Raw genomic sequence first — 22,835 nt, 5'->3', positions numbered from 1 at the left:
TCTATCCCACCATTCGGCCCCGCCCGCTCCAAAAGCTCGCGCGCAGCACCTTCTTGTCGACCTTGCCGACGCCGGTCATCGGCAGTTGCTTGACGAACTGGATCTGCTTCGGCGCATGGGCCGAGCCTTTTCGCGTCTTCACCAGATTGATCAGTTCATCGGCGTCAGGTTTTGCGCCTTCGCGCAGGACGACGACAGCCGTGACGGATTCGCCCCATTTCTCGTCGGGGATGCCCACGACCGCCACCATGGCCACGTCCGCATGCTGCGACAGCACGTCCTCGACCTCGCGCGGAAAGATGTTGAAGCCGCCGGAGACGATCATGTCCTTCTTGCGGTCGAGGATGAACATGTAGCCGCGATCGTCCTTGCGAGCGATGTCGCCGGTGTGCACCCAGCCGTTCTTCAGCGTCTCGGCGGTGATGTCCGGCCGCTTCCAGTATTCCGCCATGACGTGTGGAGCGCGCACGCAGATTTCGCCGGCTTCGCCCGTCTTCACTTCCTGGTCGTTGTCGTCGAGGATCTTGACCTCGCATGCCGCGATCGGGAAACCGCATGACAGGAACAGCTCCGGCCTGTTGGGATCGTGATCCGCCTTGCGCAGCACCGAGATTGGATAGCATTCGGTCTGGCCGTAGAGCTGCGAGAACACCGGCCCGATCCGCTCGATGCCCTCGATCAGCCGGCTCGGCGACATCGCGGAGGCGCCGTAGAGCACCAGTTCGAGCGAGGAGAGGTCGGTCCTGCTCAACGCGGGATGATCGAGCAGCACATAGATCATGGTCGGCACGAACAGCGTGAAGTTGATGCGCTCGCGTGCGATCGTCGCCAGCACGGCCTCGGGATCAAAACCCTTCAGCATGTGCACGGTGCCGCCACGCATCAGGGTCGGCAGCACCTTCGTGCCGGCGACATGGCTGATCGGGGCGACGGCGAGATAGCGCGCGCCATCGGGGATCTCGAAATCGGCGAGGATCGCGGCCGCGGCCCCGGCATTTTCGCGGTGGTAGCGCAACGCGCCCTTGGATTTGCCGGTCGTGCCACCGGTGTAATTCAGCGTCGAGAGATCGTCGGCGACGGCGAGGCAATGCGCGCTGGCATGGCCTTCGCTCTCGATCGCCTGCAACAGGTCGACGCCATAGTCGGCCGGTCCCGTGGTGAACACCGCCTTGAGCCAGGCCGCCTGCGCTGCGAGCTCGCCGCCGCGCTCGCGGAAGGTGGCCGCATCGACCACCAGCATTTCGGCCCCGGAATCCTCGAGCTGAAACAGCTGGTCTCCCCGCGATCCCAAAGGATGCAGCCAGGTGACGCAGAGCCGCGACAGCTGCGCGGCGACGCCGGCGCACCAGGTGTCGGCGCGATTGGCGGTGAGGAATGCGACCCGCGCGCCGGGCTGCAATCCAAGCCGCATGAATACGCCCTGGATGCGTCCGATCAGGTCGATGGTGCCCTGATAGCTCAGCGATCCGCCGGGCCAGGCGAAAGCAGTGCGGCTCGGATAGCGCGACAGTGCCCGCAGCGCCTGCGCGCAAGTCGGAGACGATGCGTGGAGCGGATCGGACATATGTTTCCTCGCTGCTTTGTCATCGGCTTCTGGCGTGCCAATGTTTGCCGCAACGCTAGCATAGGGAATGCGGGATGGAACGACAAAGCCCGCGCGAGGGGAGGCATGCGTGACGTCGGATCGGCTGCAACGTTTCCACGGTCGCCTCGCCCTGCCACTGATTGCCGCGCCGATGTTTCTGGTGTCGGGCGTCGAGCTTATGGTCGCGGCCTGCCGCAACGGCGTGATCGGTAGCTTCCCTACCGTGAATTGCCGCAGCGCCGAGCAGCTTGAGGCGTGGCTCACAGACGTCGAAACGCGGCTGCTGCGGCACGAAGATCAAACCGGCCGCCAAGCCGCGCCACTCTGCCCAAACCTGATCGTGCACCGCTCCAATGCACGGCTGGAGCAGGATCTCGCCGTGCTGCTGCGCCACAAGCCGGAGCTCGTCATTACCTCCGTTGGATCGCCCGCGCCGGTGTTGAAGCCGCTGCATGAAGCCGGTGCATTGGTGCTTGCGGACGTTGCCTCGATCCGCCACGCCGAACGCGCGGCGGAAGCAGGTGCCGACGGGCTCGTGCTGCTTACCGCCGGCGCGGGCGGGCAAACCGGCTGGCTCAATCCGTTCGCCTTCGTCCGCGCGGTGCGCGCGTTCTACGATGGCATCATCGTGCTCGCGGGGGGCATCAGCGACGGGCACGCATTGCGCGCCGCCGAAGTGCTCGGCTGCGATCTCGGCTACATGGGCACGAAGTTCATTGCGACCCACGAGAGCATGGCGGACGAGCGTCACAAGCGCATGCTGGTCGACGGCAGCGCGGACGACATTTTGCTGACCACCGCGTTCACTGGCCTGCAGACCAGCATGCTCAAACCGTCGATCGTCGCGGCCGGTCTCGACCCCGATGATCTGCCGGCGCGCGGCGCGATCGACATCGGCAAGGACATCGATGTCAACGCACGCGAGAGCCGCCCCAAGCGCTGGCGCGATATCTGGAGCGGCGGGCATTCGATATCGGGTGTGACCGAAGTGATGGAGGTCAACGGTCTCGTCGCGCGGACGGTCGCGGAGTATCGGGAGGCGGGTGGCCGCCTCTCCCCGTAAAAATGCGGAGATCGACAGGGCCCATCGCCCCCTTCACGGTTAATCGAGCGCTCCTTAGAGGCCCCCACTTAACGGCAGATTAACCAACGCCCGGCAAGACTCCCTCTCACGGCCGCCAATCAGGACCGAGAGGGACAGGCGATGGACTTCGACTTTCTGAACGCCAAGACGGCGGCTTCGCTGGACGAGATTCGTGTTCGCGTAGCCCATGCGCTGGCCCGCCACCCGCTGTGCCGCAATGTGCGCTTCGACATCGTCAGCGTCCCCCGCACCCGCCGGGGCGGCAATTGGACGGTGGCGCTGCAATCGGTCGAGCCGCGCGGAGTCTGGGAGGCCTCGGAGATCGTGGCCGACATCCAGGACGCCTACGATCTGGCGATAGCTGCCTGATTTTGTTGAGCTTTCTAGGCGATGTCGCCGCAGTCCGCGCGATTGCCGTCGCAATGGCACGGTTAAGCCTTAATTTTCGCCCAGTTTCCGGGCAGTGATCACGTGGACTTGAAGCCGGTTGCGGAGAGACGTTTGTCGAAAGCCATCACCATCGTCGTGCTGACCTGCTTCCTTGTCCTCGGCGCCGCCACCACCGCCATTCTCGGCCGCGACAGCGTGCCCAGCGTCAGCGCCGAAATGATCACGCAGGCGCCGGCACCCAAGCCGCTTGCAACCAATCGGGCCGCCAAGGCGGATCGTCTGGTTCCGACGCTGGCACTGGCCTCGGCCGCGTTCGACCCGGTCCAGGTTCCTGCCGACAAGCTCTCGCAAATGCCCGTGCTGACCGAGCCGCTGCGCCAGGCGTTTGCCGCCGCCACGCCATCCGATTTCCCGATGCCCAAGGCGAGCGTGAACGAGGCTCCGGCCGCTGCAGAGATTCCTGCCGTCGAAGTCCCGGCCAAGCCGAAGGTCGTCGCCAAGCCGCAGCCGCAGAAATCCTATTCGCTGCTCTCCGACGTGCAGATCGCGGGCATCAGGGACCGTCTGAAATTGTCGTCGTCGCAAGAATATTACTGGCCCTCGGTTGAAACCGCGCTGCGCAATGTTGTCCGCAAGATCTCGGCAAACAAGCTGTCCAATCCGAACGTGCAGGGTGTTCCCATCGATCCCAATTGCGACGAGGTCCAGCAGTTGAAGTCGGCGGCGATGCCGCTGCTGTTCCAGCTGCGTGACGACCAGAAAGAGGAAGTGCGCAAGCTCGCCCGCATCATCGGGCTCGAGAAGGTCGCGCAGCAGATCTAACCCGCAAGTTCCTTCCGGAATTGCGGCTATATCGGGAACATCCGGCAATTGACAAGCGTTGCCCGCTCCAAAGAGGGAGTGGACCAATGCGCGCCTCGACAGCCTATTTCGTCGGTGCAGGAACCATCGTCGCAGCCATCGCCATTGGTCTCGGCGGCGGCATTGTCGCCGGCAATATCATGAATCCGGTCTCGCCCAAGCAGGGGCCTGATACCAGCAAGATGGCGCAACGCGCTGACGCCAAGCCCGCCACGACGGACGCGCCATCCGAGCGCTTGCAATATCTCACCGGCTCGCAAGCATTTGGCGCCATGGTCGCCGCGCCGGCGCAGGCCGAAGCCAAATCCGACGCTAAACCCGAATCCACGCCTGAAGCAAAATCCGAAGCTGCGAAGCCCGGCACGCAGACCACTCAGGCCAACGCTGAACAGCCCTCGCAAGCGGCTGCGGTAGAGCCGCCCAAGCCAGCGCCGGCATCGCCTCCGCAACTCGCGAAGCCTGCTGCACAGCAGGCCTCGACAGAGCCGTCATCCCCACCCGACAACGCCTATGCCAAGGCCAGGGATTCGGACGTCAAGCGGGCCACGTCTGAACGGCGCCGGACCGAGCGCCGTGAGCGCTGGGCCGAGCGCCGTCACTACGATTCCCGCGAGCCGCGCGGGATGCGCGACCGGACCGATTGGGACGACGTCGCGCGCAACATCCGCGAAGATGCCGATGCGCGCGAGGTCCCGAGCCGACCGCGCGGCGGCTTTCCGCAGATCAGGCTATTCGGCGACGACGATTAGGTCCGTCCTCGCCGTCGCGCGCGATCTATGACGGGCGCATCGACGGCTATGATCTGACGCAACACCGGCGAGATTTGCGCTGTGGACGGCGACCACTCACCCGCCGTGTGACTCCACGACCTTCCGGCAGCCGTCCGAAAGCTTCGACTTGTTCTCGCGCAGGCAGGCATTCATCTGCGGCGGCTTGCCGATGTGTTCGGCGCAGAATTTGCTCGCGTCGCTTCGGCAGGTCATCTGCTCCTGCGGCGTCGGACCGGATTGCGCAGCGGCGGTCTGGGCGGTCGCGGCGAGCAGCAGCACGGCAAGAACCGAAATCTTCATAAAACACCTCCTTGGGATGTCGTTGGTCCCGCATGGGATCAAGCGGGCCGGACCATCTCGCGAGCGCCGGGCGCAGGTCCATGCCATGTTCATGGCATCGGCCAGCCCGTCCCGCCGCCGTACCCCCATTTTCATGGCATGTATCAGCGCGCCGTCTTTTGTCATTCAGGCTGTACGTCGGCTGCGAGACCCGGTGATTGCATCGGGACGCCGAACGGGAAGCAGGAGAGCAAGATGTCGAAAAGAGCGGGAGCGCTGAGCGCCGGGCTGACGATTTTGGCGCTGGCAGGTGCAGCGATGGTGTCGCTGGGCACAAGCCCGGCGCAGGCGGTGGTCTATTGCAAGACAGTCGGGATACCCAAGGGTTGCGTGGTGCGGCCGACCGCGGCAGTGGTGGTTGCGCCGGCCGCTGCGGTCGCGGTCGCGACACCCGGTGTCGGCGCACCTGGCGTCGGCGTGCGCGCGGGCACGCCGATGAATCGCGGTGGTCCGGTCAATCGCGTCGGCGTGCGCTGAGAACAACGACGAAAGAGTTCGGGCGAAGGAGCCTTGCGGACGAATCCCCCCGTCCTCCGCAGGCAAATGATCCGGCCCGTCCCTCTCTCCGCGCGTCCCATACGTTCGGAGAGGGGGCTTTTCAGCGGACGGCGGCATCGCTGTCGGGGAAAACCTGCGGCAATTGCAGTCGCACGCGCGTGCCTGAGGAATCCGAGCTCAGATCGAGCGTCGCCCCGCAGCGCGCGGCACGGCTCCTCATGTTGCGAAGGCCCCGCGCGGTCTGGCTCGCGTCGGCGGCCCCTCCGCTGCCGGCCGGCGCACAACCGTTCGAAAAGCCCTTGCCATCATCCGCGACCCTGATCACACCGTACGGCCCCTGACCTCCGTCGACCGTCTCGATGGTGACCGCGATGCGGCGGGCCTCTGCGTGCTTGACCGCATTGGTCACGGCCTCGTCGAGGATGCGCACGATTTGGATGACATGCCATGGCCTGAGCTCGGGATGCAGCGGCAACCCCTGCGGCGTGGCCACGTGCCAGTCGAGCGCGATGTCGTGCGGTCGCAATTGCGCGGTCGCGCGCTCGCGCCAGGAGCCGAGTGCGAGCATCAGATCGCCGCCGATGTCGTCCATGGAGTCGATGACGAGGCGGAGGTCCTTCAGCGCCGCACGGGCGGCGTCGGTGATGGTCGCGCCCTCGTGCCCGCGCTCGGACAGTGCCACGATGCTGATGAGCTGGCCGCCGAGGCCGTCATGCAGGTCGCGCATCAGCCGCGTGCGCTCATTGGCGAGTGCGGCGGCCCGTGCACGCTCCTCCTCGCGGGCAAAGCTCGCCTTCAGCCGCTCCTCGGCCTCACGAACGCGCGTCACGAGTTGGTCGGCAAAGCTGTCGACCTGGTTCAGCGCGCGCGCGAACCGCCAGGTCAAGCCGGCGCCGATCGCGACCAGCATCGCCGAATAGGACAGGCGCGAGAGGAAGATGCGCTCGTCGGTCACGATCTCGAACACCGACAGCATGTCGTGGACCCAGCAGATCAGCACGATGGTCACCGCGCAGCCGAGCGTGAAGCTTGCCGCGTCCTGCCGCCGCACCACTGCGGCAGCTGTGACGCAGGCCATCAGCAACAGGCAGAGCCCGACGGTCGGAATCCCCAACAGGAGAAACAGAATGCGCGGCAGCGGCGGGCCGGCGATCAGCCCGACACCGAACACGACGAGCCCCGGCGCGAACAGCAGCATGCCGTAACGCGGCCAACGCCAGCCGAAGAACAGCACGCCGAAGACGACGACCAGGGCGCTTTCGATCGGTGCGGACGCGAGCAACACTGCGGCGAGCCGGGAGGTGCTGACGGGGGGCACCGGTGGCGGCGCGAAGGCCTGCACCACCCCGAGCACCATCGCCACGGCCAGGACGCCGTAAACCGGCTCGCGGCGGCGCATCAGCCACATGATCGCCAGGATGACGGCGAGGATCGATTGCCAGGCGGAGAACACCACGGGCAACGTGACGAACATCAGCGTGCGTGTCTCGTAGGCCGGCCGCAAGGCCGCATCCGGCCCGACATAGACGGTATCGAGAAAGCCCTTGAGCGGTCCCCAAACCAGCAGCCGCACCGTGATCTCGTTCGCACCCTCATGCAGCAGCGAGGACGGGATCGACCCGATCTGCGGAGTGTTGCGGTCGGGCCGGTTGGCGTTGGCATCGCGTCGGGAATCCAGGATGACCACGCCGTTGATTGCGACTTCCACCGCGTTGCTGAAACGCGGCAGGAATACCGACCATCCCGACGCCACATCGCCGCGGCGGAACGTGAAGGCGCCGGTGTAGAGCGGCGGGTCGGCCAGGGAATAGCGTGATGACGTGAAATGCGGCAACGTCACGGGACGCGCCACGCCGTCCTCGCGCAGCGAGAATTCGCTCAGGGCAAAGTCGTCGGGGTCGCTGGGCTGGAGCAGCCGCAGCCCGAGGACGGTCGCGACCAATATCAGCGCCTGGAGCAGCAGATAGGGGACGAGGCGCGAGACCAGCAGCCGGCGCCGCGCGGGTTTGACGGGTGCCTTCGCCGCGATTTCGCTCACAGCTTGATCAGGCCCTGCTGCACCGCTTCGAACACCGCTTCGCTGCGGGTGTGCACCTCGAGCTTGCGATAGATGTTCTTGATGTGGCCGGGCACAGTCTGCCTGGACAGGCCGAGATGGCTCGCGATTTCGGCGTAGCTGAAACCTTTGGCGATGCCCCAGAGGATGTCGATCTCGCGTGGGGTGAGCCTTGCGGTGTTGAGGGCGGGACCCGGCGGAGGCTCGGCCACATTCTGCGCGGCACCTTGCGTTCTGCGCACGATGAAACGGGCGATCGAGGCCGAGATCGGCGAATGGCCGGCGACGAGATCGCGCACGGTGGTGGCGATATCCGTGGGGAACGCGTCCTTCAGGAGATAGCCGGTGGCGCCGACCGTGATCGCGGAGATCACACTCTCTTCGTCGCCGAGCGCCGAGATCACCATGATCTCGGTGTCGGGAAAGCGTTGCCTTGTCTCGCGGATCAGCTCGACGCCGTGGCCGTCGGGCAACCGCAGATCGGTGAGCAGCACGCGCGGCGCACGCTCGCCGAGCCCGGAGCGGGCCTCTGCGAGCGTGCCGGCGCTGCGCACCTCGTAGCCGGCCTTGACCAGCGCGTCGTGGAGCCGCCAGCAGGTCGGCGCGTCGTCCTCGACGAGGAGGATGGTGATGGCTTCACCCATCTCGCCCTGTTCGGTCATGATCATCGTCCTGCACCGCGTGTCCCCCGCGGCGCAGAGCCAAGTTTAGCCGCGGTGCGGGCGCCGCGACACCCATAATCATGGGGGCGCAATTGGCTCCTCCATGCAATCAGCCCCGGGGGCTTCGCTAGTCGGCCGGAGGCGGAGCAGGAATCCGCTGGACCCTGATTGTCGCCGTGCCGCTGTTGTTGTTGTAGAACTGGACACGCGGTCCCTGGAGCGGAACTAGCCACCACGGTGCAAACCGCAATGGAACGACCTGCGGAAAGAACTGGACGGCGTCATTGACGTAGAAGAACAGCTCGCCAGACTCTGGTGCCACGAATTCCGCGACGAGCAGATCGGACAATCCCTGCCCGCGCCATAGCGCGCGTGCCGCTGGCAGCGCCTCGGTCGGGATCGGCTCGAAATCTCCGAATGGGCGCCAGACACGCTTCAATTCGCTGTCTGGCTTATCGAACTCCACGGAGTCCTCGACACGACTGGGGTAATTGTCCTTGGTGTTGTCCTCGTATGCCGGCACCGTCGCGTTGACCCGACGCGGCAGCTCGTCCGCCGGGATTCCATTGATGGCTTGCAGCGGCAGATTGTTCGATCCTCTGGCGCCCACCCGCACGATCGGCTGGAACCAGTCTGCGCTGTAGAGCCGCAGGATCGGGACAGCCGAGCGGTGGTTCCAATCCGGTGGGGTCTTGAATCCGTTCAAGCCGGTCATGATGGTGCGATCAAACCACGGATCGGCCATTTGAATCCAAACGCGGTATTTGCGTCCCTTTTCGACCGCGAGGCGGCTCGCCCAGCAAAAATCGCTGACGTCGAACAAGTCGCCGTCACGGGCGGTAACCGGCGTGTCGCCAACCGCACGCGTCGATGCGCTGCTCGTGCAAATGTCGCCGATGCCTGCGCGCCAGTTGAGATAACCGCGGGACGTCAACAGCAACGCGGAGCCGAAAATGGCGGCGAGGAAAATACCCGGCAGCAGGAGGTTGGTAAATGCCATGCGCACCGGCCAGGCGTGCAGCCGCATCCAGCGTCCGATCCCGAGCAGCCAACCCGATTTGCTCACCCGGCGTCTGGAGGTCTTCCGGTCGGGCCTGTACCAAGCCAGCCGCGCGCGCTCCTGAATGCTGTCGCGCAGCACCGCGTTCCTGTTCCAGGCGATGAGGATCACAATGACAAGAACCGTAGTGAGAAAGGGATAGTAGAGTGCGATGGCAAGCCACGGCGCTGCATAGGATGGCAGGACATTCGCGAGAAGATCCGCGAGCGGCTTGACGACGGGGCCGGTGCCGTTGTCGAACCACGTGATCCATTTGAGCAGGCCGGTGTCCTGGAGACCGTGATCCTTCGACGACCCTACCACTGCGCGCGCTATCCAGGGCCAGGCGACAAGTAGGCCAAGCGCGATAACCAGCGAGAAGTAGGCCACGCGACGCCACCAGACGGTATCGAGCACCTGTCTGGCCATCTCGGCATCCGGCGGGCTCATCGCTGTGAATGCGTCGGCTTCTGCCGCTTTTTGCCGATCCCCTGTTCTTGCGGCGTAGGCCGACTTCATGGCCTTGCGCGTCTCGTCCTTCGTGAGCGGCAAGACCTCTCCGCTCGGCAGCAGCACCCGGGCATTTGCCGGAAGCATCAGCGGTGCATAGTTGTCGCATCCGTGCAGCATGCGTTCGACGACGGCGAAGTGCACCACTGGCGATCCGCCATCTTCCTTGCGGTCCGCGATCGGCCGGGGGCCGTAGCGGTAGAGCACCGCGGCGCCGCTGCGTGAATCATGCATCGGCCCGATCGCCGACTGGTACTCGCGGAAATGCTCGATCGTGCCGTCCTGGAACCGGAGCCTGCCGTCGAGCTGATCAGTCATCCAGACCAGGGGCACGAAGGACAGCGTAGAGTCCGGATAGCCGCCACCGATGTCAGAATGGACTCCCGTGAACCACACCTCCTTGACGACCTGTCCCTGCGGAGGATCGCGCTGGTCGATCCGCAGCGGATGAAAGGTGGTGCGCTCGTCGTCGAGCGCGAGCGCATGGCACGCGCGCTTGACCGTCTTCGACAGCCGGTGATTGCGGAACGAGATCGGCCAAATCGCCCAGTCGATCGCGAGGCGGAGCTCCTCGACCGGGACGCCGAAGGCCTCGACCGTGTCGAACAGCCCGAGGAATTCGATCTCGATTTGTTTGCGGCCGTCCATCGCCTCGCGAACCTTGGCATAGGAGCGATGCCCAAGGACGAGGTGATAGAGATAGCTCAGGACATCGCGGATCCAGCGGACGATCCAGATCGTCGGCAGGCTACGATAGCCGACCGACTCCTTACGATATTCCCGCCAGGCAGCCATCGTGTTGCGCTGCATTTCCACATGCGACACCGCAACCTTGTCAACCTCCGCCGGCACCAGGCCTTGGCTCGCGATCAGCGACGCCAGCGTGCGCGCGGTGAAGGCGCCGCGGCTGAAGCCGAAAATGTAGATCTCGTCGCCCTCGCGCCAGTTCCAGCACAGGAAACGGTAGAGCTTGCGGACGTTGCCGGGCACCCCAATGCCCGTGGCGCCGTCGAGCGCGGCGAGCGGCGCCCAGCCGGCGGTGCCGACGCCCTTGATGTAGTAGGCAATCTGGTCCGGCTGGGTGTGATCGAGCGCCTCGTAGAGACGCCAGACGCTGGATTCCTGGGTGGTAAACGCATTGCCGGTGCCGTCGGCGAACAGCACCAGCTTGCGTTTTGCCGGGATGGCGGTGGTCGTCCCGTCGGAATGCATCTCGTCGATATGCGTGCGTTCTGGTCCGGCATAATCGGCATTCGGCGCGCCATCATGGTGCGGCATGAGCCCTCCGGCAATTCGACGGGGACGCTTCAGGCCCGAGCCGGGCTACACTCCCCGAAGCCAATCAATGGTTGCAATGGTTGCGTCGTGAAAATGCAGGTGCATTCTGCACACAATCCCGCTGAGGTAGCAAGCAGGAACGCGCAGCTGCAGGACGACATGGGTGAAGCAGGCCAGTGATACGGTTGCTCGCTCTGGGTTGAGGGGCTGGTGAGATCCTCGCGTCCGCCCAGGATGGCTCGTCTACGAAGCCTCTCCCCGCGGCGGCGGATATCGCCGGGCCAGCGCCGACAACGGCAAGTGTCGCTCGCCTTGCGGCAGCTCCAGATAGGCGAGCACGAGTGGCCGTTTCCAGTCACCGACGCCGAAATCCATCGCCATCCATTTCTGCGGTTCGGGGCCTTCGAGGCCTCGGACCCAGACGAAGAAGCGGGGGAGGTCTTCGGCGTCCGCTTCCGTCGCGCGTCTCCTGGCCATCGAAGCTGCTCGCTGTATCGATACGTGTTGCCTCACGATATAGGGACTGGCCCGGCGAAGTCGAACCGGCGAGAGAGGGCATGCCGGAAAGCACGCGGCCCTCTCCTGGCGAAGTGTCCCAGGGATGCGGATGCGAGCCGTTCGGCGGCCCGCTCTCGTCACTGCCAGAGTTCGCAGGTCGCAACCCGGTTGATGTCCGCGAGCCGCCGGCTGGTGTCGCCCTCGAGGTCGAGGCTTCCGACCAGCGTCAGCAGGCGATGATAGGCGCCGTCAGCGACCTCGACAGGCAGCGGGGCCTCTTCGAACGTCTCGACATAGCTGCCGATGAGACCGCTCAATAGACGGCACAGGCCGCGCTGTTCGGGGTCGTCGCGGCCGAGCATCTCGAGCTTTTGCTGAAAGATCCGGAAGGTGCGCAGGCCGTGGTGCTGTTGCGAAAGCCACGTGTGCAGGTCGTTCATATGAGCTCCTTCGAATTGCGGAAGAAGCTACCGGTTTATACAGGTGGGACGTGACGATTGCTAGGGAGGGGGAAAGCCGAGACAGTCCGTCTTCGCCAAGAGGCTTCGCCGGACACGCTTCACCCTTTCGGGCTTGGCGCGGGCTGCGCCACGCGAAGCCCGAAAGGGCGAAGCGTGGTGCCCCTGGCCGGAATCGAACCAGCACTCCTTGCGGAACTCGATTTTGAGTCGAGCGCGTCTACCAGTTCCGCCACAGGGGCCCTCGGTCAGCCCTAAACAGGGCGTCGCGAAGCCGGCGGACTATAGCCATGGACCGGACGGGGTCAACCCGCGCCAAAGTGATCCCGCCCGTTCTCGACAGCCGCATGGGGCGGGGCTAGAGGCTTAGTCCGCATCCATCCGGAAGAGGCCGCCGTGACCAGTCAGAGTGCCGCAATACCTGCATTCAATCCGGCGGCCACGAGCCCCGCGCTGGTCGCTTCGCTCGCGGTCACGCTGATTGCAGCCGCGACCATCGCGGGCGCCTGGTTCTTCCAGCTGGTGCTCGGGATCGTGCCCTGTCCGCTCTGCCTGGAGCAGCGCTACGCCTATTACCTCGCGATCCCGCTGGGCCTGCTCATCGCACTCGCGGCGCGGGGCGGTGCGCCGAGGCAGCTGCTGTTCGCAGGCCTCGCGATCCTTGTGCTGGCGAGCGTCGCCAATGCCGGGCTCGGCACCTATCACGCCGGCGTCGAATGGGGCTTTTGGAGGGGACCGACCGACTGCTCCGGTCCCGTCGTCAATCTCGGCAGCGCCACCGACCTGCTGTCGCGGCTCGACACCGTGAAAGTGGTCCGCTGCGACGAGGTGCAGTGGCGCTTTCTCGGCCTCTCGCTTGCCGGGTATAACGTGCTGATCTCGCTCCTGATGGCTGCGATCGCCGCATGGGGAATCGTCGCGACGGCGAAGCGCTGAGGCTCAATCATCCACATCGTCCTGCGTCCGGCCGAACAGGTGCACGATGCCCGGCGTCGCAATCGTCACGAAGACGAAACGCGAGAGGTGATGGGCGCCGACGAAGATCGGATCGATGTGCAGCGTCAGGGCCAGCGCCAGCATGGCATCCATCGCGCCCGGTGCGTAGGCGACCACGACGTCGGAGAATTTCACCTGCGTGGTGAGCGCCACGATGCCGACGAAGATCGCGGAGACGGCGATGGCGACGGCAAACGAGCCCAGCGCCGCGTTGATGTGGCCGGCGAGCGTCTTGATCCGCATCCGCGCGAAGCGGCTGCCGATCAGGGCGCCGATGCCGATCAGCGCCACGCCGCGTACCCAGTCCGGCAGGCCGCCCTCGACCCAGCCTGCGCCGTGCAGCACGCTCGAGCCGATCATCGCACCGAACATCCAGCTCGCCGGAAACTTGATCAGCCGCAGGAGGAGTGCCGCGGCCAGCGAGGCCGCGACCAGTTCGATCAGGTCGAGCGGCGAGGCGATGGTCGTCGTCAGCGACGGCGCGACGGAGGGGGCGACGCCGGCGAACGCCAGCACCATCGGCAGCGCCGCGGTGAGGATGATGACGCGCATGGTCTGCACCACCGCGATGCCCGCCAGGTCGGCGCCGCGCTCGACCGCCAAAATCGTGATCTGCGACAGCGCGCCGGGGCTGCCGGCGAGGAAGGCCGAGGTGCGGTCCCAGCCGTGGATGCGCTGGAGGTAATAGCTGGAGCCGAAGGTCGAGCAGAAGGTCGCGAGCGCGAGCAGCCCGATGGTGAGCGGATAGGCACTGACCTGCTGAAGCAAGTGGCGCGAGACGACCGACCCTAACGAAATGCCGAGCAGCACCAGCACGGTCTGGGTCAGGATCGGCGGCAGCGTCAGCTGGCGACCGGCGATCGCGGCGATCCCGACCGCGATCATGGAGCCCGAGATCAATCCTCCGGGAAGGCTCACGAGCAGAAACACGAGGCCGCCGGCAGTGCCGATGACAAGCGTTTCCGCCGTGCTCAAGATCTTGGCACGGCTCGGCCATTCGAACGGCAGGGAGGCGGTGATTTGCTTCACACCGCCTTATCGCAAATCGGCGAGAGGCGCACAATTGCGGCCACGTCATGCCGCAATGCGCGCCTCTCGCCGAAGCCGCGAGCAGGGGAAGGATTTACTTCTTGTCCGCAGCCGGCGCGGCCATGCCGGCCTTGGCGGTCTTGATGCATTCGGAGCGGAATTTCTTGCGCTCCTTGCCGTGCAGGCCCTTGGCGTCGGCCTGCTTGGAGCATTCGAGCGACTCGGCCGAGTGCTCCTTCGGTGCCTTCTTGTCCATGGGGGCGGCGGTTGTGGTCTTGGTGTCGGTCTTTGCTGCCGGCGCGGCGGTCTGCGCGAAGGCAGTGCCGGTGGCGAGCAGGGAGGCGAGAGCGACGACGGCGAGGCGGGATGTGAAGATCATGGTGCTGCACTCTTCTTGCGGGAATTGCGAAGGGCGCGAAAGTCGGATGGCGTTGCTGAACGCGACATGAATAATTCGAACGTGGAGGATCACTATATTTTGGCGGCAGCAGCCATCGCTTCCTTGTCGCGAGCGCGCGGCACGCTAGGATAGCAATCCTCGGTTCACTTCCCTCGGGGGAAGATCAAGGAGGAGACCAAGGATGACGATGCAATCAAAGTTGCTGTGTGCAGTTGCGCTGTCGGGTTTTGCCGCGCTGGTGGTGAGTGCGCCGGTGCAGGCGCTGACCTCGCAGGAGTGCAGCGCGAAATACCAGGCCGCCAAGAAGGACGGCTCGCTCGGTACCACGAAGTGGAATGACTTCCGCAAGGCCCAATGCGGCGCGGATGCGACACCAGCGGCTGCGCCGACCGCGGCCGCTCCTGCTGCGCCCGCCGCTCCCGCCGAGCCGAAGCAGGCGAAGAAGGAGGCCGCCCCGGCTGCTGCGCCGACCCTGCCGGCCGGCCCCGCGATCTATCCGAACGCGGTCAATCCGAAATACGCCAAGGAGACCCCCGGCAAGGGGCGCCTGCACACCTGCGTCGACCAGTACAACGCCAACAAGACCACCAACGGCAATGGCGGCATGAAGTGGATTGAGAAGGGCGGCGGCTATTACAGCGAATGCAACAAGAAGCTGAAGGGCGCCGCCTGACGCTTCAAGACGACGCAGAGGCCGGAGCCAAGCTCCGGCCTCTTGCTTTAATCCAGTAGCTTCTCGGCCGATTTCGCCACGAGCTGCGATCGCTTGCGCGGGCCGCGCTCGACGAACAGCAGGCTCTGGCCGAAGATGAAGCAGTAGAACAGGAAGGCCTGCGCTTCGGCTGCCTCGGTCTCGAGGCCGGTCGCGCGATAGAGTTCGGCGACGTGCTTCAACCGCGCCGCGTCCACGTTCGCCACCGCTGCCGCGGCGCCATCGTCCGAGCGGGCCCATTGCCGGATCGCAAGCTCGATTGCCATCCCGTCCGGATTGAGCCGCTCCGAATAGAGCTGGATCACTGCCCTCAGCCGTTCACGGGGCTCTTGGCCATCGAGACTCGTCTGCTGTGCGATCGCCGTTGAGCGCCCCTCGCGCCAGCGTTCCAGCATGGCACCGAGCAGCGCGGCACGGTCGGCGAAGCGGCGGTAGAACCCGCCCTTGGTGACGCCCAAATTCTTGGCGAGCACCTCGACCCGCACCCCCTCGACCCCCGATCGGGCGAGCTCGGTGAACCCCGCCTCGACCCAGACATCGCCTTTGCCGTCACTCATGCAGGCAGCCTCGCCGATTGTTGATACGGTGCCGTATTGCTAACGCGGGAGGAGGTTGATACGCTACCGTATCAGCAATCAAAGCCAGAAAAGGCCAGGGAGAATTGCGATGGAGCAGGAGGCGACCTATCGCGGCACTGTCTATCCGTGGCAGTGCGATCACGTCGGTCACATGAACATCATGTGGTATGTCGGCAAATTCGACGAGGCCAACTGGAATCTGTTCGCCCGCCTCGGGCTGACGCCGAGCTATCTGCGCGGCTCCGGCTGCGGCATGGCCGCCGTGCAGCAGAACATCACCTACAAGCGCGAGCTGCTCGCCGGCGACATCGTCGAGATCCGCAGTCGCCTGCTCGAGATCCGCGACAAATCGATCCGCTTCCGGCACGACATGACCAATGCTGAGACCGGCGAGATCGCCGCGTTCTGCGAGATCACGGGCGTGCACATGGACCGTAGCCAGCGCAAATCGGTGCCGTTCACGGATGCCATTCGCGAGATCGCCTTGAGGCATCTCGCCGAGCCGGCGGAGGCCTGAGTCATGGCCGCATACGAGCCGAAGAACCCGGGCTATCGCGCGGCTGCCGTCGCCATGTTCGATCGCCAGCCGGCAATGCACACGCTCGGCATCGTGATCGTCCGCCTTGCGCCGGGCGAGGCTGAACTGGCCATGCTGCATTCGCCGGCCCTCACACAGCAGAACGGCTTTGTCCACGCCGGCATCATTACCGCGGGCCTCGACAATGCCTGTGGTGTCGCCGCCTTCACCCTGATGCCCCGCGAGGCCGATATCCTCACCGTCGAGTTCAAGACCACGCTGCTCGCGCCGGCACGGGGCGAGCGTTTCGTCTTCAAGGCCCGAGTGGTCAAGCCCGGCCGCACGCTGACCTTTTGCGAGGCCAGGGCGTTTGCCGAGCACGAGGGCAAGGTCACCTTGATCGCCACGATGACCGGAACGATGATGGCGATGCTGCCGCGCGTTGCGGCTGCGCAGGAGCCGCGCACGAGCGCTGCATAGCGGCGATTGACAAGACCGCCGACGCATCCCCTGATACTCCGGTCATGCTTGCAAGCCTTGGTCTAATTCTTCTCTGCCAGTTGATCGGCGAAGCCGTCGTGCGCAGCCTCAGCCTGCCGATGCCGGGCCCGGTGCTTGGCCTCTTGCTGCTCCTCATCCTGCTGCTCGCGCGCGACCGCTTTGCGCTTCTCGCGCGCGGGCCGCTGTGTGATGATGGCGTCGAGACGGCGAGCAAGGGTCTGTTGGCGCATCTGTCGCTGCTGTTCGTGCCGGCCGGGGTCGGTGTCGTGCAGAAGCTCGATCTGCTCGCGTCCCACGGCATCGCCATCATCCTCGTGCTCGCGCTGTCGGTGGTCGTCACCCTGCTCGCAACCGTACTCACCTTCCGCCTGGTCAGCCGCCTGTTGAGGCAACAGGACGCGCGATGAAGGACAATCCGTTCTCGCTCTGGGTCTATCTCTCGCAGTCGCCATTGCTTTGGCTGACGGTGACGCTGCTGGTCTATGCGAGCACGGACGCGGTGTCGCTGGCGACGCGGCGTCATCCTCTCGCCAATCCCGTGCTGCATGCGATGTGGATCGTCGGCGCGTTCCTGCTGCTAACCGGCACCTCCTACACGACCTATTTCGCCGGCGCGCAGTTCGTGCATTTCCTTTTGGGGCCCGCGACGGTCGCGCTGGCTGTTCCCCTCTACGAGAACCGCAAGCGCGTCGTCGCCTCGATCGTGCCGATGCTGGTGGCGCTGGTCGCGGGATCGGTCACGGCCGTGGTGTCCGTGGTGTTGTTGGCCCAGCTTGCCAGTCTGCCGCGCGAAGTGGTTTTGTCGCTCGCGCCGAAATCCGTCACGGCCGGCGTTGCCATGGGCATCGCCGAATCGCTGCACGCCGATCCCTCGCTGGCTGCGGTTGCGGTCATCCTTACGGGCATTATGGGCGCGATCATCGTGACGCCGCTGATGAACCGCACCGGCATCAGCGATTTCCGCGCCCGCGGCTTTGCCGCCGGCCTTGCCGCGCACGGGATCGGTACCGCGCGAGCGTTCCAGGTCGACGAGATCGCCGGCGTCTTCTCCGGGATCGCCATGAGCCTGAACGCCTTGGTGACCTCCTTCCTGGTACCCTTGGCGGTCACGCTGCTGGTGCGATGACATCGGCGCCGCGACACTCTATATGAGCTGTAGCAATTCCCATTCTCGAACCGTATCGACGGAGATGGGACCGAAATGGAACGAGATATGGCTGGATTCAGGAATAAAGCCCTTGTGCCGACGCGGCGCGCGGCGCTGACGCTGATTGGAGCGGGCGCCCTTGTCGCGGGTGGGATCACCGCGGCGCGCGCGGCGGCCGACGATGACGAAGTGCTGACCGAAGCCAAGGTGCTGCGCGACCCGGATATTCCCGTCGCCGGTAATCCCGACGGGAATATCAGTATTATCGAATGGTCCGACTATAACTGCCCCTATTGCCGCAAGCTCGAGCCCGAGTTGCGTCAGGTCGTCCAGGACGACGGCAAGGTCAGGCTGGTGATGAAGGACTGGCCGATACTCGGGCCGGTCTCAGTCACGGCGGCGCGGACCGCGCTCGCGGCGAAATTCCAGGACAAGTACCACCAGGCCCATGACGCCATGATGGGCGTCAGCTCGCGCCTGACCGAGCCACGCATCAACGAGTTGCTCGCGGCCGCCGGCGTCGACATGGATCGGTTGAAGCGCGATCTCGCCGACCACGCCAAGGACATCGACGCCCTGCTCAAGCGCAACAACGAGCAGGCCGAAGCCTTCGGTTTCCGCGGCACGCCGTCCTTCATCGTCGGCAAGTACCGCGTGCCGGGCGTGCTCAGCATGAACGAGTTCGAGCAGGTCATCGCCGACGCCCGCAAGGCCAAGATGAACTGAGCCGAGCGATATTCACCGCGCAATACGAAGGCGCCGCCGCGGACCCGCGACGGCGCCTCATTTCATTCATGATACCACGTCGTTACTTCGAGGAGATGCGGACCCAGTCCTTGTGCGCGCGATCGCGCAGCGCGTCCCAGTCGGCTTTCGCGACATCCCAGTTCACGATGGTGCGATTGGTCGTCGCGACCTCGCCATTAGCAACCGACGACGTCTGCATGGAGTCATAGACATACACGCCGCAGCCGAGCAGCAGCGCGCCCAAAATCATTCCAAGAAACATCCGCATCGCGAAACCTCCAATGACGGGCGATAACGTCGACCCGGATCGATTGTTCCGCGACAGTGCGGCGCAGGTAAGGAGAGGTTGTTCATTCTCCATTCAGCCACTGCACCAGCTCCGCGTTGATCTCGCGCGGATAGGTGTGGCTGAGGTCGTCGATCTCGCGATAGGTGACATTCGCGCCGGCGGCGGCGAGGGCTGCCTGCGTCTGCCGCGCGGTCTGCACCGGAAACATCCAGTCGAGCTTGCCGTGCGTGACGAAGATCGGCAGGCCCTGCAGGCGCGTGGCGTCGGCCATCTCTGCCATCAGCGGATGGAAGGTCGCCGAGACCGGCGCGAGATGCGTGAATGGCGAGGCGCCGTCGAGCCCGGTGACATAGCAGAAGGTGCCGCCGTCGCTCATGCCTGTCAGCAGCATGCGCGAGGCGTCGATGGTCCAGCGGCTGCGCACGGTTTCGAGAATGCGCATGAGATTGGGCGTGTCGGAATCGTCACCCATCAGGGCCCAGGTCGGGCCGGTCGCGGTCGGCGCCACCAAGATCGCACCAAGACTGCGGGCGTCGCGTAGCCAGCTCCACAGAAAACCGCGGCCGTTGCCGCTGCCGCCATGCAGCGCCACCACCAGCGGCATGGCGCGATCGGGCGTATGATATTCGGGCACGTAGACCGAAAAGCCGCCGCGGCTGCCGGGCTCGTTGTGATCGTGGATGATGCCGGTGTGCGCGTCCGCGCCGACTTCGAGCCGCGACAACAGGTCGGCATTCTCGCGCATGGCGGCGTTGAGGAAGAAGCTGCTGACCGGCGGAAACTGCACGGCCAGCGGATAGAGCGCCTCCTGCGCGCGCGGCACATGACGTAGCGCGCGGAAGACCGCGACGAGGTCGCCATTGCCACGCTCGACCTCGCGCAGGCTGGCAAAGGCGGCGAGCGTTTCGTCGCAGGCACGATCGAGCCGCTCGCGCAGTCCGGTGAACTGCTCCGGCCATTCTCCGATTGCCGCGCGCGCCGTTTGCAGCGCCTCGTCGGGAGCGCCGATCGCGTTCATCACGGAGCCGAAGGCCGGCGGGTGCAGGTTGCGCTGAAAGAAGGCGAGCGCTTCCAGCGCATTGAGCAGCGGCGGCATCACGGCCACGATGTCGTCAACGACGGCCTCGCTCATCGTCGTTTCCCTGCGTCAGTTCGCCTTGTCAGTGCAGCTTCGGCGCCTTCAAGAGCTTGAAGCGATCGGTCGAGGTCACCGTGACGTCGAAGGTGACGCCTTCATGATGTACCGTCAGCGGTACGTCGACGCCGGCGGCGCCGAGGCCCCACAGCTTCTTGTAGAAGCCGGTCTGGCTTGTGACCTTCTCGCCGTCGACCGCGAGGATGACGTCGCCGGTCTTGAGCTCGGCGCGGGCGGCGGGACCATTGGCGGAGATTCCGATCACCACCACGCGGTTGTCGATCTCGGTCGAAAAGAGTCCGAGCCATGGCCGTGCCGGCTTGTTGACGCGGCCGAACTTGCGCAGATCGTCGAGGATCGGCTTCAACAGGTCGATCGGCACGATCATGTTGACGTGCTCGGCCTTGCCGTCGCGCTCGCGTTCGAGCTGGAGCGAGCCGATGCCGATCAGCTCGCCACGCTCGTTGAGGAGCGCCGTGCCGCCCCAATTCGGGTGCGCGGGATGGGTGAAGATGGCCTCGTCCAGCAGATATTCCCAGTAGCCGGCGAATTCCTGCTTGGCCACGATCTGGCTCGCGACCGAACGCGTGCGTCCCCCGGCGCCGCCGACCACGACGCGGTCGCCGAGCCGGGTCTCGGCCGAGACACCGAGCGGCAAGGGGGCGACGTCGAGCTGGCCGAGCGCCTGCACCAGGCCAAAGCCAGTAACGGCATCGAAGCCGAGCACATGTCCCTCCACCACGCGCCCGTCTCCGACATGCAGCCACACGGACTCCGCTTCGGTGATGAGGTAACCGATGGTGAGCACCAGCCCGTCGTCGATCACAACGCCGTTGCCGGCGCGTTCGGTGCCCAGTGTCTCGGCACTGAAGGCGTCCGGCGGGATGATGGCGTGCAGGCCGACGACGGAGGCGAGCGCGTGGTCGAGATCGAAAGCGTAATCGCTCGCACGCGGCTGATTGGCCGGCGGCACTCTCCATTCGGTCAGGGCGGGCATGGAGTTCTCCTGGCTGAGAGCATCGCTCCGCCGTGGCTAGCGGAACGACGCACGAAGCACGCATAATTTAGGCCGGAGGAGGCCGTCTTGAAAGCCTCGTTCCTAACTATTCCAGAGAACGCCGTGTGAAATCTTTGAAAGGCACAGGACCGGTTATGCACGGTCGGTCGGGCGGCTCTCCGGCATTGACCGCATGGCTGCTGTCCGGCGAGGTGCTAGGCGCCGTACAATGAAGCTGCTAACCATTGCCGCTTCGTTTGACCCAGGGATCACGGACCGAAGCATGGACAACCGCAGCGACATCTGGCGTGGCATCGACACGATCAAGGCACGTTTCATCGACCTCAGTGACAAGGTCTGGGGCATGCCCGAAGTCTGCTACACCGAGGCGCGGTCCGCCGCAGAACATCTCGCCGAGTTGCGTCATCAGGGTTTTCGCATCACCGAGCAGGTCGCGGGCATTCCGACCGCGGTGATGGGCGAATGGGGCGAGGGCGGACCGGTCATTGCCTTCATGGGGGAATATGATGCGCTGCCGGGCCTCAGCCAGGAGGCGGGCGTCGCGGAGCATCGTCCGGTCGAGACCGGCGGCCACGGCCATGGCTGCGGTCACAATCTGCTCGGTTCCGCAGCTCTCCTCGCCGCGACGGCGGTGAAGGACTGGCTTGCCGAGAACAAGGTGCCGGGCCGCGTGCGCTACTACGGCTGCCCCGCGGAGGAGGGCGGCGCGGCGAAAGCCTTCATGGTGCGCTCCGGCGCATTCGAAGACGCCGACATCGCCATCACCTGGCATCCACACAGCTTCTGGGAAGTGGCGGTGACGCCGTCACTCGCCAACACCCGCGCCGATTTCATCTTCACCGGCCGCACCTCGCATGCGGCGGCCTCGCCCCATCTCGGCCGTTCCGCGCTCGACGCCGTGGAGCTGATGAATGTCGGCGTGAACTATATGCGCGAGCACATGCCGAGCGACGCGCGCGTGCACTACGCGCTGCTCGACACCGGCGGCATCGCCCCGAACGTGGTGCAGGCGCATGCGCGCGTGCGCTATTCGATCCGCGCCCGTGATCTGCCCGGCATGAACGAGCTGGTCGGACGCGTGAGCAAGATCGCGGAGGGCGCGGCGCTGATGACCGAGACCAAGGTCGAGATGAAGATCATCTCCGCGGTCTCCAATATCCTGCCGAACACGCCGCTGGAGCAGGCGCTGCACCGGGTCATGGAAGAGCTCGGCCCGCCGCATTTCGACGACGCGGACAAGGGCTTTGCCACGGAGATCCGCGCGACGCTGAGCGACAAGGACATCGAGTCGGTCTATTACGCGATCGGCATGGAGCCGACCGACCGGCCGCTGGCTGACTTCCTGGTGCCACTCGATGCGAAGCGCAATCCGCTGGTCGGCTCGACCGACGTCGGCGACGTGAGCTGGGTGGTGCCGACCGTGCAGGTCCACGCACCCACGGTTGCAATCGGCACACCCTTCCACACCTGGCAGGTGGTCGCGCAGGGCAAGAGCGCCCATGCGCACAAGGCCATGGTGCAGGCCGCCAAGGCGATGGCCGGCATCGGCATCAAGGCGCTGACGGACCCGGAGCTGATCAAGGCTGCCAAGGCTGACCTTGAGAAGCGGACGGCCAAGACGCCTTACGTCTGTCCGCTGCCGGACCATGTCGCGCCGCCGCTCGACATGTCCGTGGCGTAGAATTTCGCCTCGATACTTCGTCTGATGCGGCGATCAAATTTTCTGCAGTGCAGCGCG

Annotated in this window: 26 protein-coding genes and 1 tRNA gene; 13 read left to right on the top strand and 14 right to left on the bottom strand. The window is 65.3% G+C overall.

Going from position 1 to position 22,835, the window contains the following annotated elements; all coding sequences use genetic code 11:
* Nucleotide 1 precedes the first annotated feature (1 nt).
* On the bottom strand, nucleotides 2–1,564 hold the full coding sequence (locus BRA1417_RS0100985; protein WP_027514203.1) for an AMP-binding protein: 1,563 nt from the start codon (nucleotides 1,562–1,564) through the stop codon (nucleotides 2–4).
* A 109-nt stretch (nucleotides 1,565–1,673) separates the two neighbouring features.
* Here BRA1417_RS0100985 and BRA1417_RS0100980 point away from each other — a divergent pair, with 109 nt between their 5' ends.
* The 4 genes from BRA1417_RS0100980 to BRA1417_RS0100965 all read left to right on the top strand — a co-directional run bounded on the left by BRA1417_RS0100980 (nucleotide 1,674) and on the right by BRA1417_RS0100965 (nucleotide 4,669).
* Complete coding sequence (locus BRA1417_RS0100980; RefSeq protein ID WP_027514202.1) at nucleotides 1,674–2,648, top strand: nitronate monooxygenase family protein; 975 nt, start codon at nucleotides 1,674–1,676, stop codon at nucleotides 2,646–2,648.
* Nucleotides 2,649–2,789: 141 nt separating this feature from the next.
* Nucleotides 2,790–3,038 (top strand): hypothetical protein, encoded by a 249-nt coding sequence (locus BRA1417_RS0100975; RefSeq protein ID WP_027514201.1) that lies wholly within the window; start codon nucleotides 2,790–2,792, stop codon nucleotides 3,036–3,038.
* A gap of 132 nt (nucleotides 3,039–3,170) precedes the next feature.
* Nucleotides 3,171–3,881, top strand: coding sequence for a hypothetical protein (locus BRA1417_RS0100970; RefSeq protein ID WP_027514200.1), 711 nt, complete (start codon nucleotides 3,171–3,173; stop codon nucleotides 3,879–3,881).
* 86 nt (nucleotides 3,882–3,967) lie between these two features.
* Entirely contained in the window at nucleotides 3,968–4,669 is a 702-nt protein-coding gene (locus BRA1417_RS0100965) for a hypothetical protein (RefSeq protein ID WP_027514199.1), read from the top strand.
* 96 nt (nucleotides 4,670–4,765) lie between these two features.
* Here BRA1417_RS0100965 and BRA1417_RS45235 read toward each other — a convergent pair whose 3' ends face one another.
* On the bottom strand, nucleotides 4,766–5,155 hold the full coding sequence (locus tag BRA1417_RS45235; RefSeq protein WP_245286127.1) for a cysteine rich repeat-containing protein: 390 nt from the start codon (nucleotides 5,153–5,155) through the stop codon (nucleotides 4,766–4,768).
* 69 nt (nucleotides 5,156–5,224) lie between these two features.
* On the opposite strand from BRA1417_RS45235, the gene BRA1417_RS0100955 reads away from it, so the two are divergent.
* Entirely contained in the window at nucleotides 5,225–5,506 is a 282-nt protein-coding gene (locus BRA1417_RS0100955) for a hypothetical protein (RefSeq protein ID WP_007597469.1), read from the top strand.
* Between the two features lie 121 nt (nucleotides 5,507–5,627).
* Here the strand turns inward: BRA1417_RS0100955 and BRA1417_RS0100950 are convergent, their stop codons facing one another.
* From BRA1417_RS0100950 to BRA1417_RS0100925, 6 genes are all read right to left on the bottom strand, one after another.
* Nucleotides 5,628–7,565: an ATP-binding protein gene (locus tag BRA1417_RS0100950; protein WP_027514198.1), complete on the bottom strand. Its 1,938-nt coding sequence runs from the start codon at nucleotides 7,563–7,565 to the stop codon at nucleotides 5,628–5,630.
* A complete protein-coding gene (locus BRA1417_RS0100945) occupies nucleotides 7,562–8,245 on the bottom strand; it encodes a response regulator transcription factor (protein ID WP_027514197.1) in 684 nt (227 codons plus the stop codon). The genes BRA1417_RS0100950 and BRA1417_RS0100945 overlap by 4 nt, the downstream gene beginning before the upstream one ends.
* Before the next feature lie 127 nt (nucleotides 8,246–8,372).
* Nucleotides 8,373–11,072, bottom strand: a complete 2,700-nt coding sequence (locus BRA1417_RS0100940; protein ID WP_027514196.1) for a DUF2235 domain-containing protein — start codon at nucleotides 11,070–11,072, stop codon at nucleotides 8,373–8,375.
* 243 nt (nucleotides 11,073–11,315) lie between these two features.
* Nucleotides 11,316–11,549: a hypothetical protein gene (locus BRA1417_RS0100935; RefSeq protein ID WP_027514195.1), complete on the bottom strand. Its 234-nt coding sequence runs from the start codon at nucleotides 11,547–11,549 to the stop codon at nucleotides 11,316–11,318.
* 158 nt (nucleotides 11,550–11,707) lie between these two features.
* Nucleotides 11,708–12,010 (bottom strand): hypothetical protein, encoded by a 303-nt coding sequence (locus tag BRA1417_RS0100930; RefSeq protein ID WP_027514194.1) that lies wholly within the window; start codon nucleotides 12,008–12,010, stop codon nucleotides 11,708–11,710.
* Nucleotides 12,011–12,185: 175 nt separating this feature from the next.
* Nucleotides 12,186–12,270 (bottom strand) — tRNA-Leu (locus BRA1417_RS0100925).
* 154 nt (nucleotides 12,271–12,424) lie between these two features.
* On the opposite strand from BRA1417_RS0100925, the gene BRA1417_RS0100920 reads away from it, so the two are divergent.
* Complete coding sequence (locus BRA1417_RS0100920) at nucleotides 12,425–12,964, top strand: disulfide bond formation protein B (protein WP_027514193.1); 540 nt, start codon at nucleotides 12,425–12,427, stop codon at nucleotides 12,962–12,964.
* A 3-nt stretch (nucleotides 12,965–12,967) separates the two neighbouring features.
* Here BRA1417_RS0100920 and BRA1417_RS0100915 read toward each other — a convergent pair whose 3' ends face one another.
* Nucleotides 12,968–14,053: an AbrB family transcriptional regulator gene (locus tag BRA1417_RS0100915; RefSeq protein WP_027514192.1), complete on the bottom strand. Its 1,086-nt coding sequence runs from the start codon at nucleotides 14,051–14,053 to the stop codon at nucleotides 12,968–12,970.
* Between the two features lie 94 nt (nucleotides 14,054–14,147).
* Nucleotides 14,148–14,432 (bottom strand): PsiF family protein, encoded by a 285-nt coding sequence (locus tag BRA1417_RS0100910; protein WP_027514191.1) that lies wholly within the window; start codon nucleotides 14,430–14,432, stop codon nucleotides 14,148–14,150.
* A gap of 202 nt (nucleotides 14,433–14,634) precedes the next feature.
* On the opposite strand from BRA1417_RS0100910, the gene BRA1417_RS0100905 reads away from it, so the two are divergent.
* Complete coding sequence (locus BRA1417_RS0100905; protein WP_027514190.1) at nucleotides 14,635–15,126, top strand: hypothetical protein; 492 nt, start codon at nucleotides 14,635–14,637, stop codon at nucleotides 15,124–15,126.
* A 47-nt stretch (nucleotides 15,127–15,173) separates the two neighbouring features.
* On the opposite strand, the gene BRA1417_RS0100900 is transcribed toward BRA1417_RS0100905, so the two are convergent.
* Nucleotides 15,174–15,722: a TetR/AcrR family transcriptional regulator gene (locus tag BRA1417_RS0100900; RefSeq protein ID WP_027514189.1), complete on the bottom strand. Its 549-nt coding sequence runs from the start codon at nucleotides 15,720–15,722 to the stop codon at nucleotides 15,174–15,176.
* A 109-nt stretch (nucleotides 15,723–15,831) separates the two neighbouring features.
* On the opposite strand from BRA1417_RS0100900, the gene BRA1417_RS0100895 reads away from it, so the two are divergent.
* The 5 genes from BRA1417_RS0100895 (at nucleotide 15,832) to BRA1417_RS0100875 (ending at nucleotide 18,634) form a co-directional block, all read left to right on the top strand.
* Nucleotides 15,832–16,260 (top strand): thioesterase family protein, encoded by a 429-nt coding sequence (locus BRA1417_RS0100895; RefSeq protein ID WP_027514188.1) that lies wholly within the window; start codon nucleotides 15,832–15,834, stop codon nucleotides 16,258–16,260.
* 3 nt (nucleotides 16,261–16,263) lie between these two features.
* Nucleotides 16,264–16,740 (top strand): PaaI family thioesterase, encoded by a 477-nt coding sequence (locus tag BRA1417_RS0100890; protein WP_027514187.1) that lies wholly within the window; start codon nucleotides 16,264–16,266, stop codon nucleotides 16,738–16,740.
* A gap of 44 nt (nucleotides 16,741–16,784) precedes the next feature.
* Nucleotides 16,785–17,168, top strand: coding sequence for a CidA/LrgA family protein (locus tag BRA1417_RS0100885; RefSeq protein WP_027514186.1), 384 nt, complete (start codon nucleotides 16,785–16,787; stop codon nucleotides 17,166–17,168).
* Nucleotides 17,165–17,887: an LrgB family protein gene (locus tag BRA1417_RS0100880; RefSeq protein ID WP_027514185.1), complete on the top strand. Its 723-nt coding sequence runs from the start codon at nucleotides 17,165–17,167 to the stop codon at nucleotides 17,885–17,887. The genes BRA1417_RS0100885 and BRA1417_RS0100880 overlap by 4 nt, the downstream gene beginning before the upstream one ends.
* Nucleotides 17,888–17,974: 87 nt before the next feature.
* Nucleotides 17,975–18,634 (top strand): DsbA family protein, encoded by a 660-nt coding sequence (locus BRA1417_RS0100875; RefSeq protein WP_027514184.1) that lies wholly within the window; start codon nucleotides 17,975–17,977, stop codon nucleotides 18,632–18,634.
* A gap of 82 nt (nucleotides 18,635–18,716) precedes the next feature.
* Here BRA1417_RS0100875 and BRA1417_RS0100870 read toward each other — a convergent pair whose 3' ends face one another.
* The 3 genes from BRA1417_RS0100870 to BRA1417_RS0100860 all read right to left on the bottom strand — a co-directional run bounded on the left by BRA1417_RS0100870 (nucleotide 18,717) and on the right by BRA1417_RS0100860 (nucleotide 21,076).
* Nucleotides 18,717–18,923 (bottom strand): hypothetical protein, encoded by a 207-nt coding sequence (locus tag BRA1417_RS0100870; RefSeq protein ID WP_027514183.1) that lies wholly within the window; start codon nucleotides 18,921–18,923, stop codon nucleotides 18,717–18,719.
* Nucleotides 18,924–19,005: 82 nt separating this feature from the next.
* A complete protein-coding gene (locus BRA1417_RS0100865; protein WP_027514182.1) occupies nucleotides 19,006–20,076 on the bottom strand; it encodes a phospholipase in 1,071 nt (356 codons plus the stop codon).
* A 28-nt stretch (nucleotides 20,077–20,104) separates the two neighbouring features.
* Nucleotides 20,105–21,076: a S1C family serine protease gene (locus tag BRA1417_RS0100860; RefSeq protein WP_027514181.1), complete on the bottom strand. Its 972-nt coding sequence runs from the start codon at nucleotides 21,074–21,076 to the stop codon at nucleotides 20,105–20,107.
* 283 nt (nucleotides 21,077–21,359) lie between these two features.
* Between BRA1417_RS0100860 and BRA1417_RS0100855 the strand changes: the two genes are divergently transcribed.
* Nucleotides 21,360–22,778, top strand: a complete 1,419-nt coding sequence (locus BRA1417_RS0100855; protein WP_027514180.1) for a M20 family metallopeptidase — start codon at nucleotides 21,360–21,362, stop codon at nucleotides 22,776–22,778.
* Nucleotides 22,779–22,835 lie beyond the last annotated feature (57 nt).

The sequence above is a fragment of the Bradyrhizobium sp. WSM1417 genome (assembly GCF_000515415.1).
Taxonomy (GTDB): Bacteria; Pseudomonadota; Alphaproteobacteria; order Rhizobiales; family Xanthobacteraceae; genus Bradyrhizobium.
This window is presented reverse-complemented; position numbering and strand designations above follow the sequence as displayed.

Coding starts and splice junctions, on each gene's coding strand:
- BRA1417_RS0100985 (WP_027514203.1), bottom strand. CDS start 1,564: ATGTCCGATCCGCTCCACGCATCGTCTCCGACTTGCGCGCAGGCGCTG.
- BRA1417_RS0100975 (WP_027514201.1), top strand. CDS start 2,790: ATGGACTTCGACTTTCTGAACGCCAAGACGGCGGCTTCGCTGGACGAG.
- BRA1417_RS0100965 (WP_027514199.1), top strand. CDS start 3,968: ATGCGCGCCTCGACAGCCTATTTCGTCGGTGCAGGAACCATCGTCGCA.
- BRA1417_RS45235 (WP_245286127.1), bottom strand. CDS start 5,155: ATGACAAAAGACGGCGCGCTGATACATGCCATGAAAATGGGGGTACGG.
- BRA1417_RS0100955 (WP_007597469.1), top strand. CDS start 5,225: ATGTCGAAAAGAGCGGGAGCGCTGAGCGCCGGGCTGACGATTTTGGCG.
- BRA1417_RS0100945 (WP_027514197.1), bottom strand. CDS start 8,245: ATGACCGAACAGGGCGAGATGGGTGAAGCCATCACCATCCTCCTCGTC.
- BRA1417_RS0100940 (WP_027514196.1), bottom strand. CDS start 11,072: ATGCCGCACCATGATGGCGCGCCGAATGCCGATTATGCCGGACCAGAA.
- BRA1417_RS0100935 (WP_027514195.1), bottom strand. CDS start 11,549: ATGGCCAGGAGACGCGCGACGGAAGCGGACGCCGAAGACCTCCCCCGC.
- BRA1417_RS0100930 (WP_027514194.1), bottom strand. CDS start 12,010: ATGAACGACCTGCACACGTGGCTTTCGCAACAGCACCACGGCCTGCGC.
- BRA1417_RS0100910 (WP_027514191.1), bottom strand. CDS start 14,432: ATGATCTTCACATCCCGCCTCGCCGTCGTCGCTCTCGCCTCCCTGCTC.
- BRA1417_RS0100905 (WP_027514190.1), top strand. CDS start 14,635: ATGACGATGCAATCAAAGTTGCTGTGTGCAGTTGCGCTGTCGGGTTTT.
- BRA1417_RS0100900 (WP_027514189.1), bottom strand. CDS start 15,722: ATGAGTGACGGCAAAGGCGATGTCTGGGTCGAGGCGGGGTTCACCGAG.
- BRA1417_RS0100895 (WP_027514188.1), top strand. CDS start 15,832: ATGGAGCAGGAGGCGACCTATCGCGGCACTGTCTATCCGTGGCAGTGC.
- BRA1417_RS0100890 (WP_027514187.1), top strand. CDS start 16,264: ATGGCCGCATACGAGCCGAAGAACCCGGGCTATCGCGCGGCTGCCGTC.
- BRA1417_RS0100885 (WP_027514186.1), top strand. CDS start 16,785: ATGCTTGCAAGCCTTGGTCTAATTCTTCTCTGCCAGTTGATCGGCGAA.
- BRA1417_RS0100880 (WP_027514185.1), top strand. CDS start 17,165: ATGAAGGACAATCCGTTCTCGCTCTGGGTCTATCTCTCGCAGTCGCCA.
- BRA1417_RS0100875 (WP_027514184.1), top strand. CDS start 17,975: ATGGCTGGATTCAGGAATAAAGCCCTTGTGCCGACGCGGCGCGCGGCG.
- BRA1417_RS0100870 (WP_027514183.1), bottom strand. CDS start 18,923: ATGCGGATGTTTCTTGGAATGATTTTGGGCGCGCTGCTGCTCGGCTGC.
- BRA1417_RS0100865 (WP_027514182.1), bottom strand. CDS start 20,076: ATGAGCGAGGCCGTCGTTGACGACATCGTGGCCGTGATGCCGCCGCTG.
- BRA1417_RS0100860 (WP_027514181.1), bottom strand. CDS start 21,076: ATGCCCGCCCTGACCGAATGGAGAGTGCCGCCGGCCAATCAGCCGCGT.
- BRA1417_RS0100855 (WP_027514180.1), top strand. CDS start 21,360: ATGGACAACCGCAGCGACATCTGGCGTGGCATCGACACGATCAAGGCA.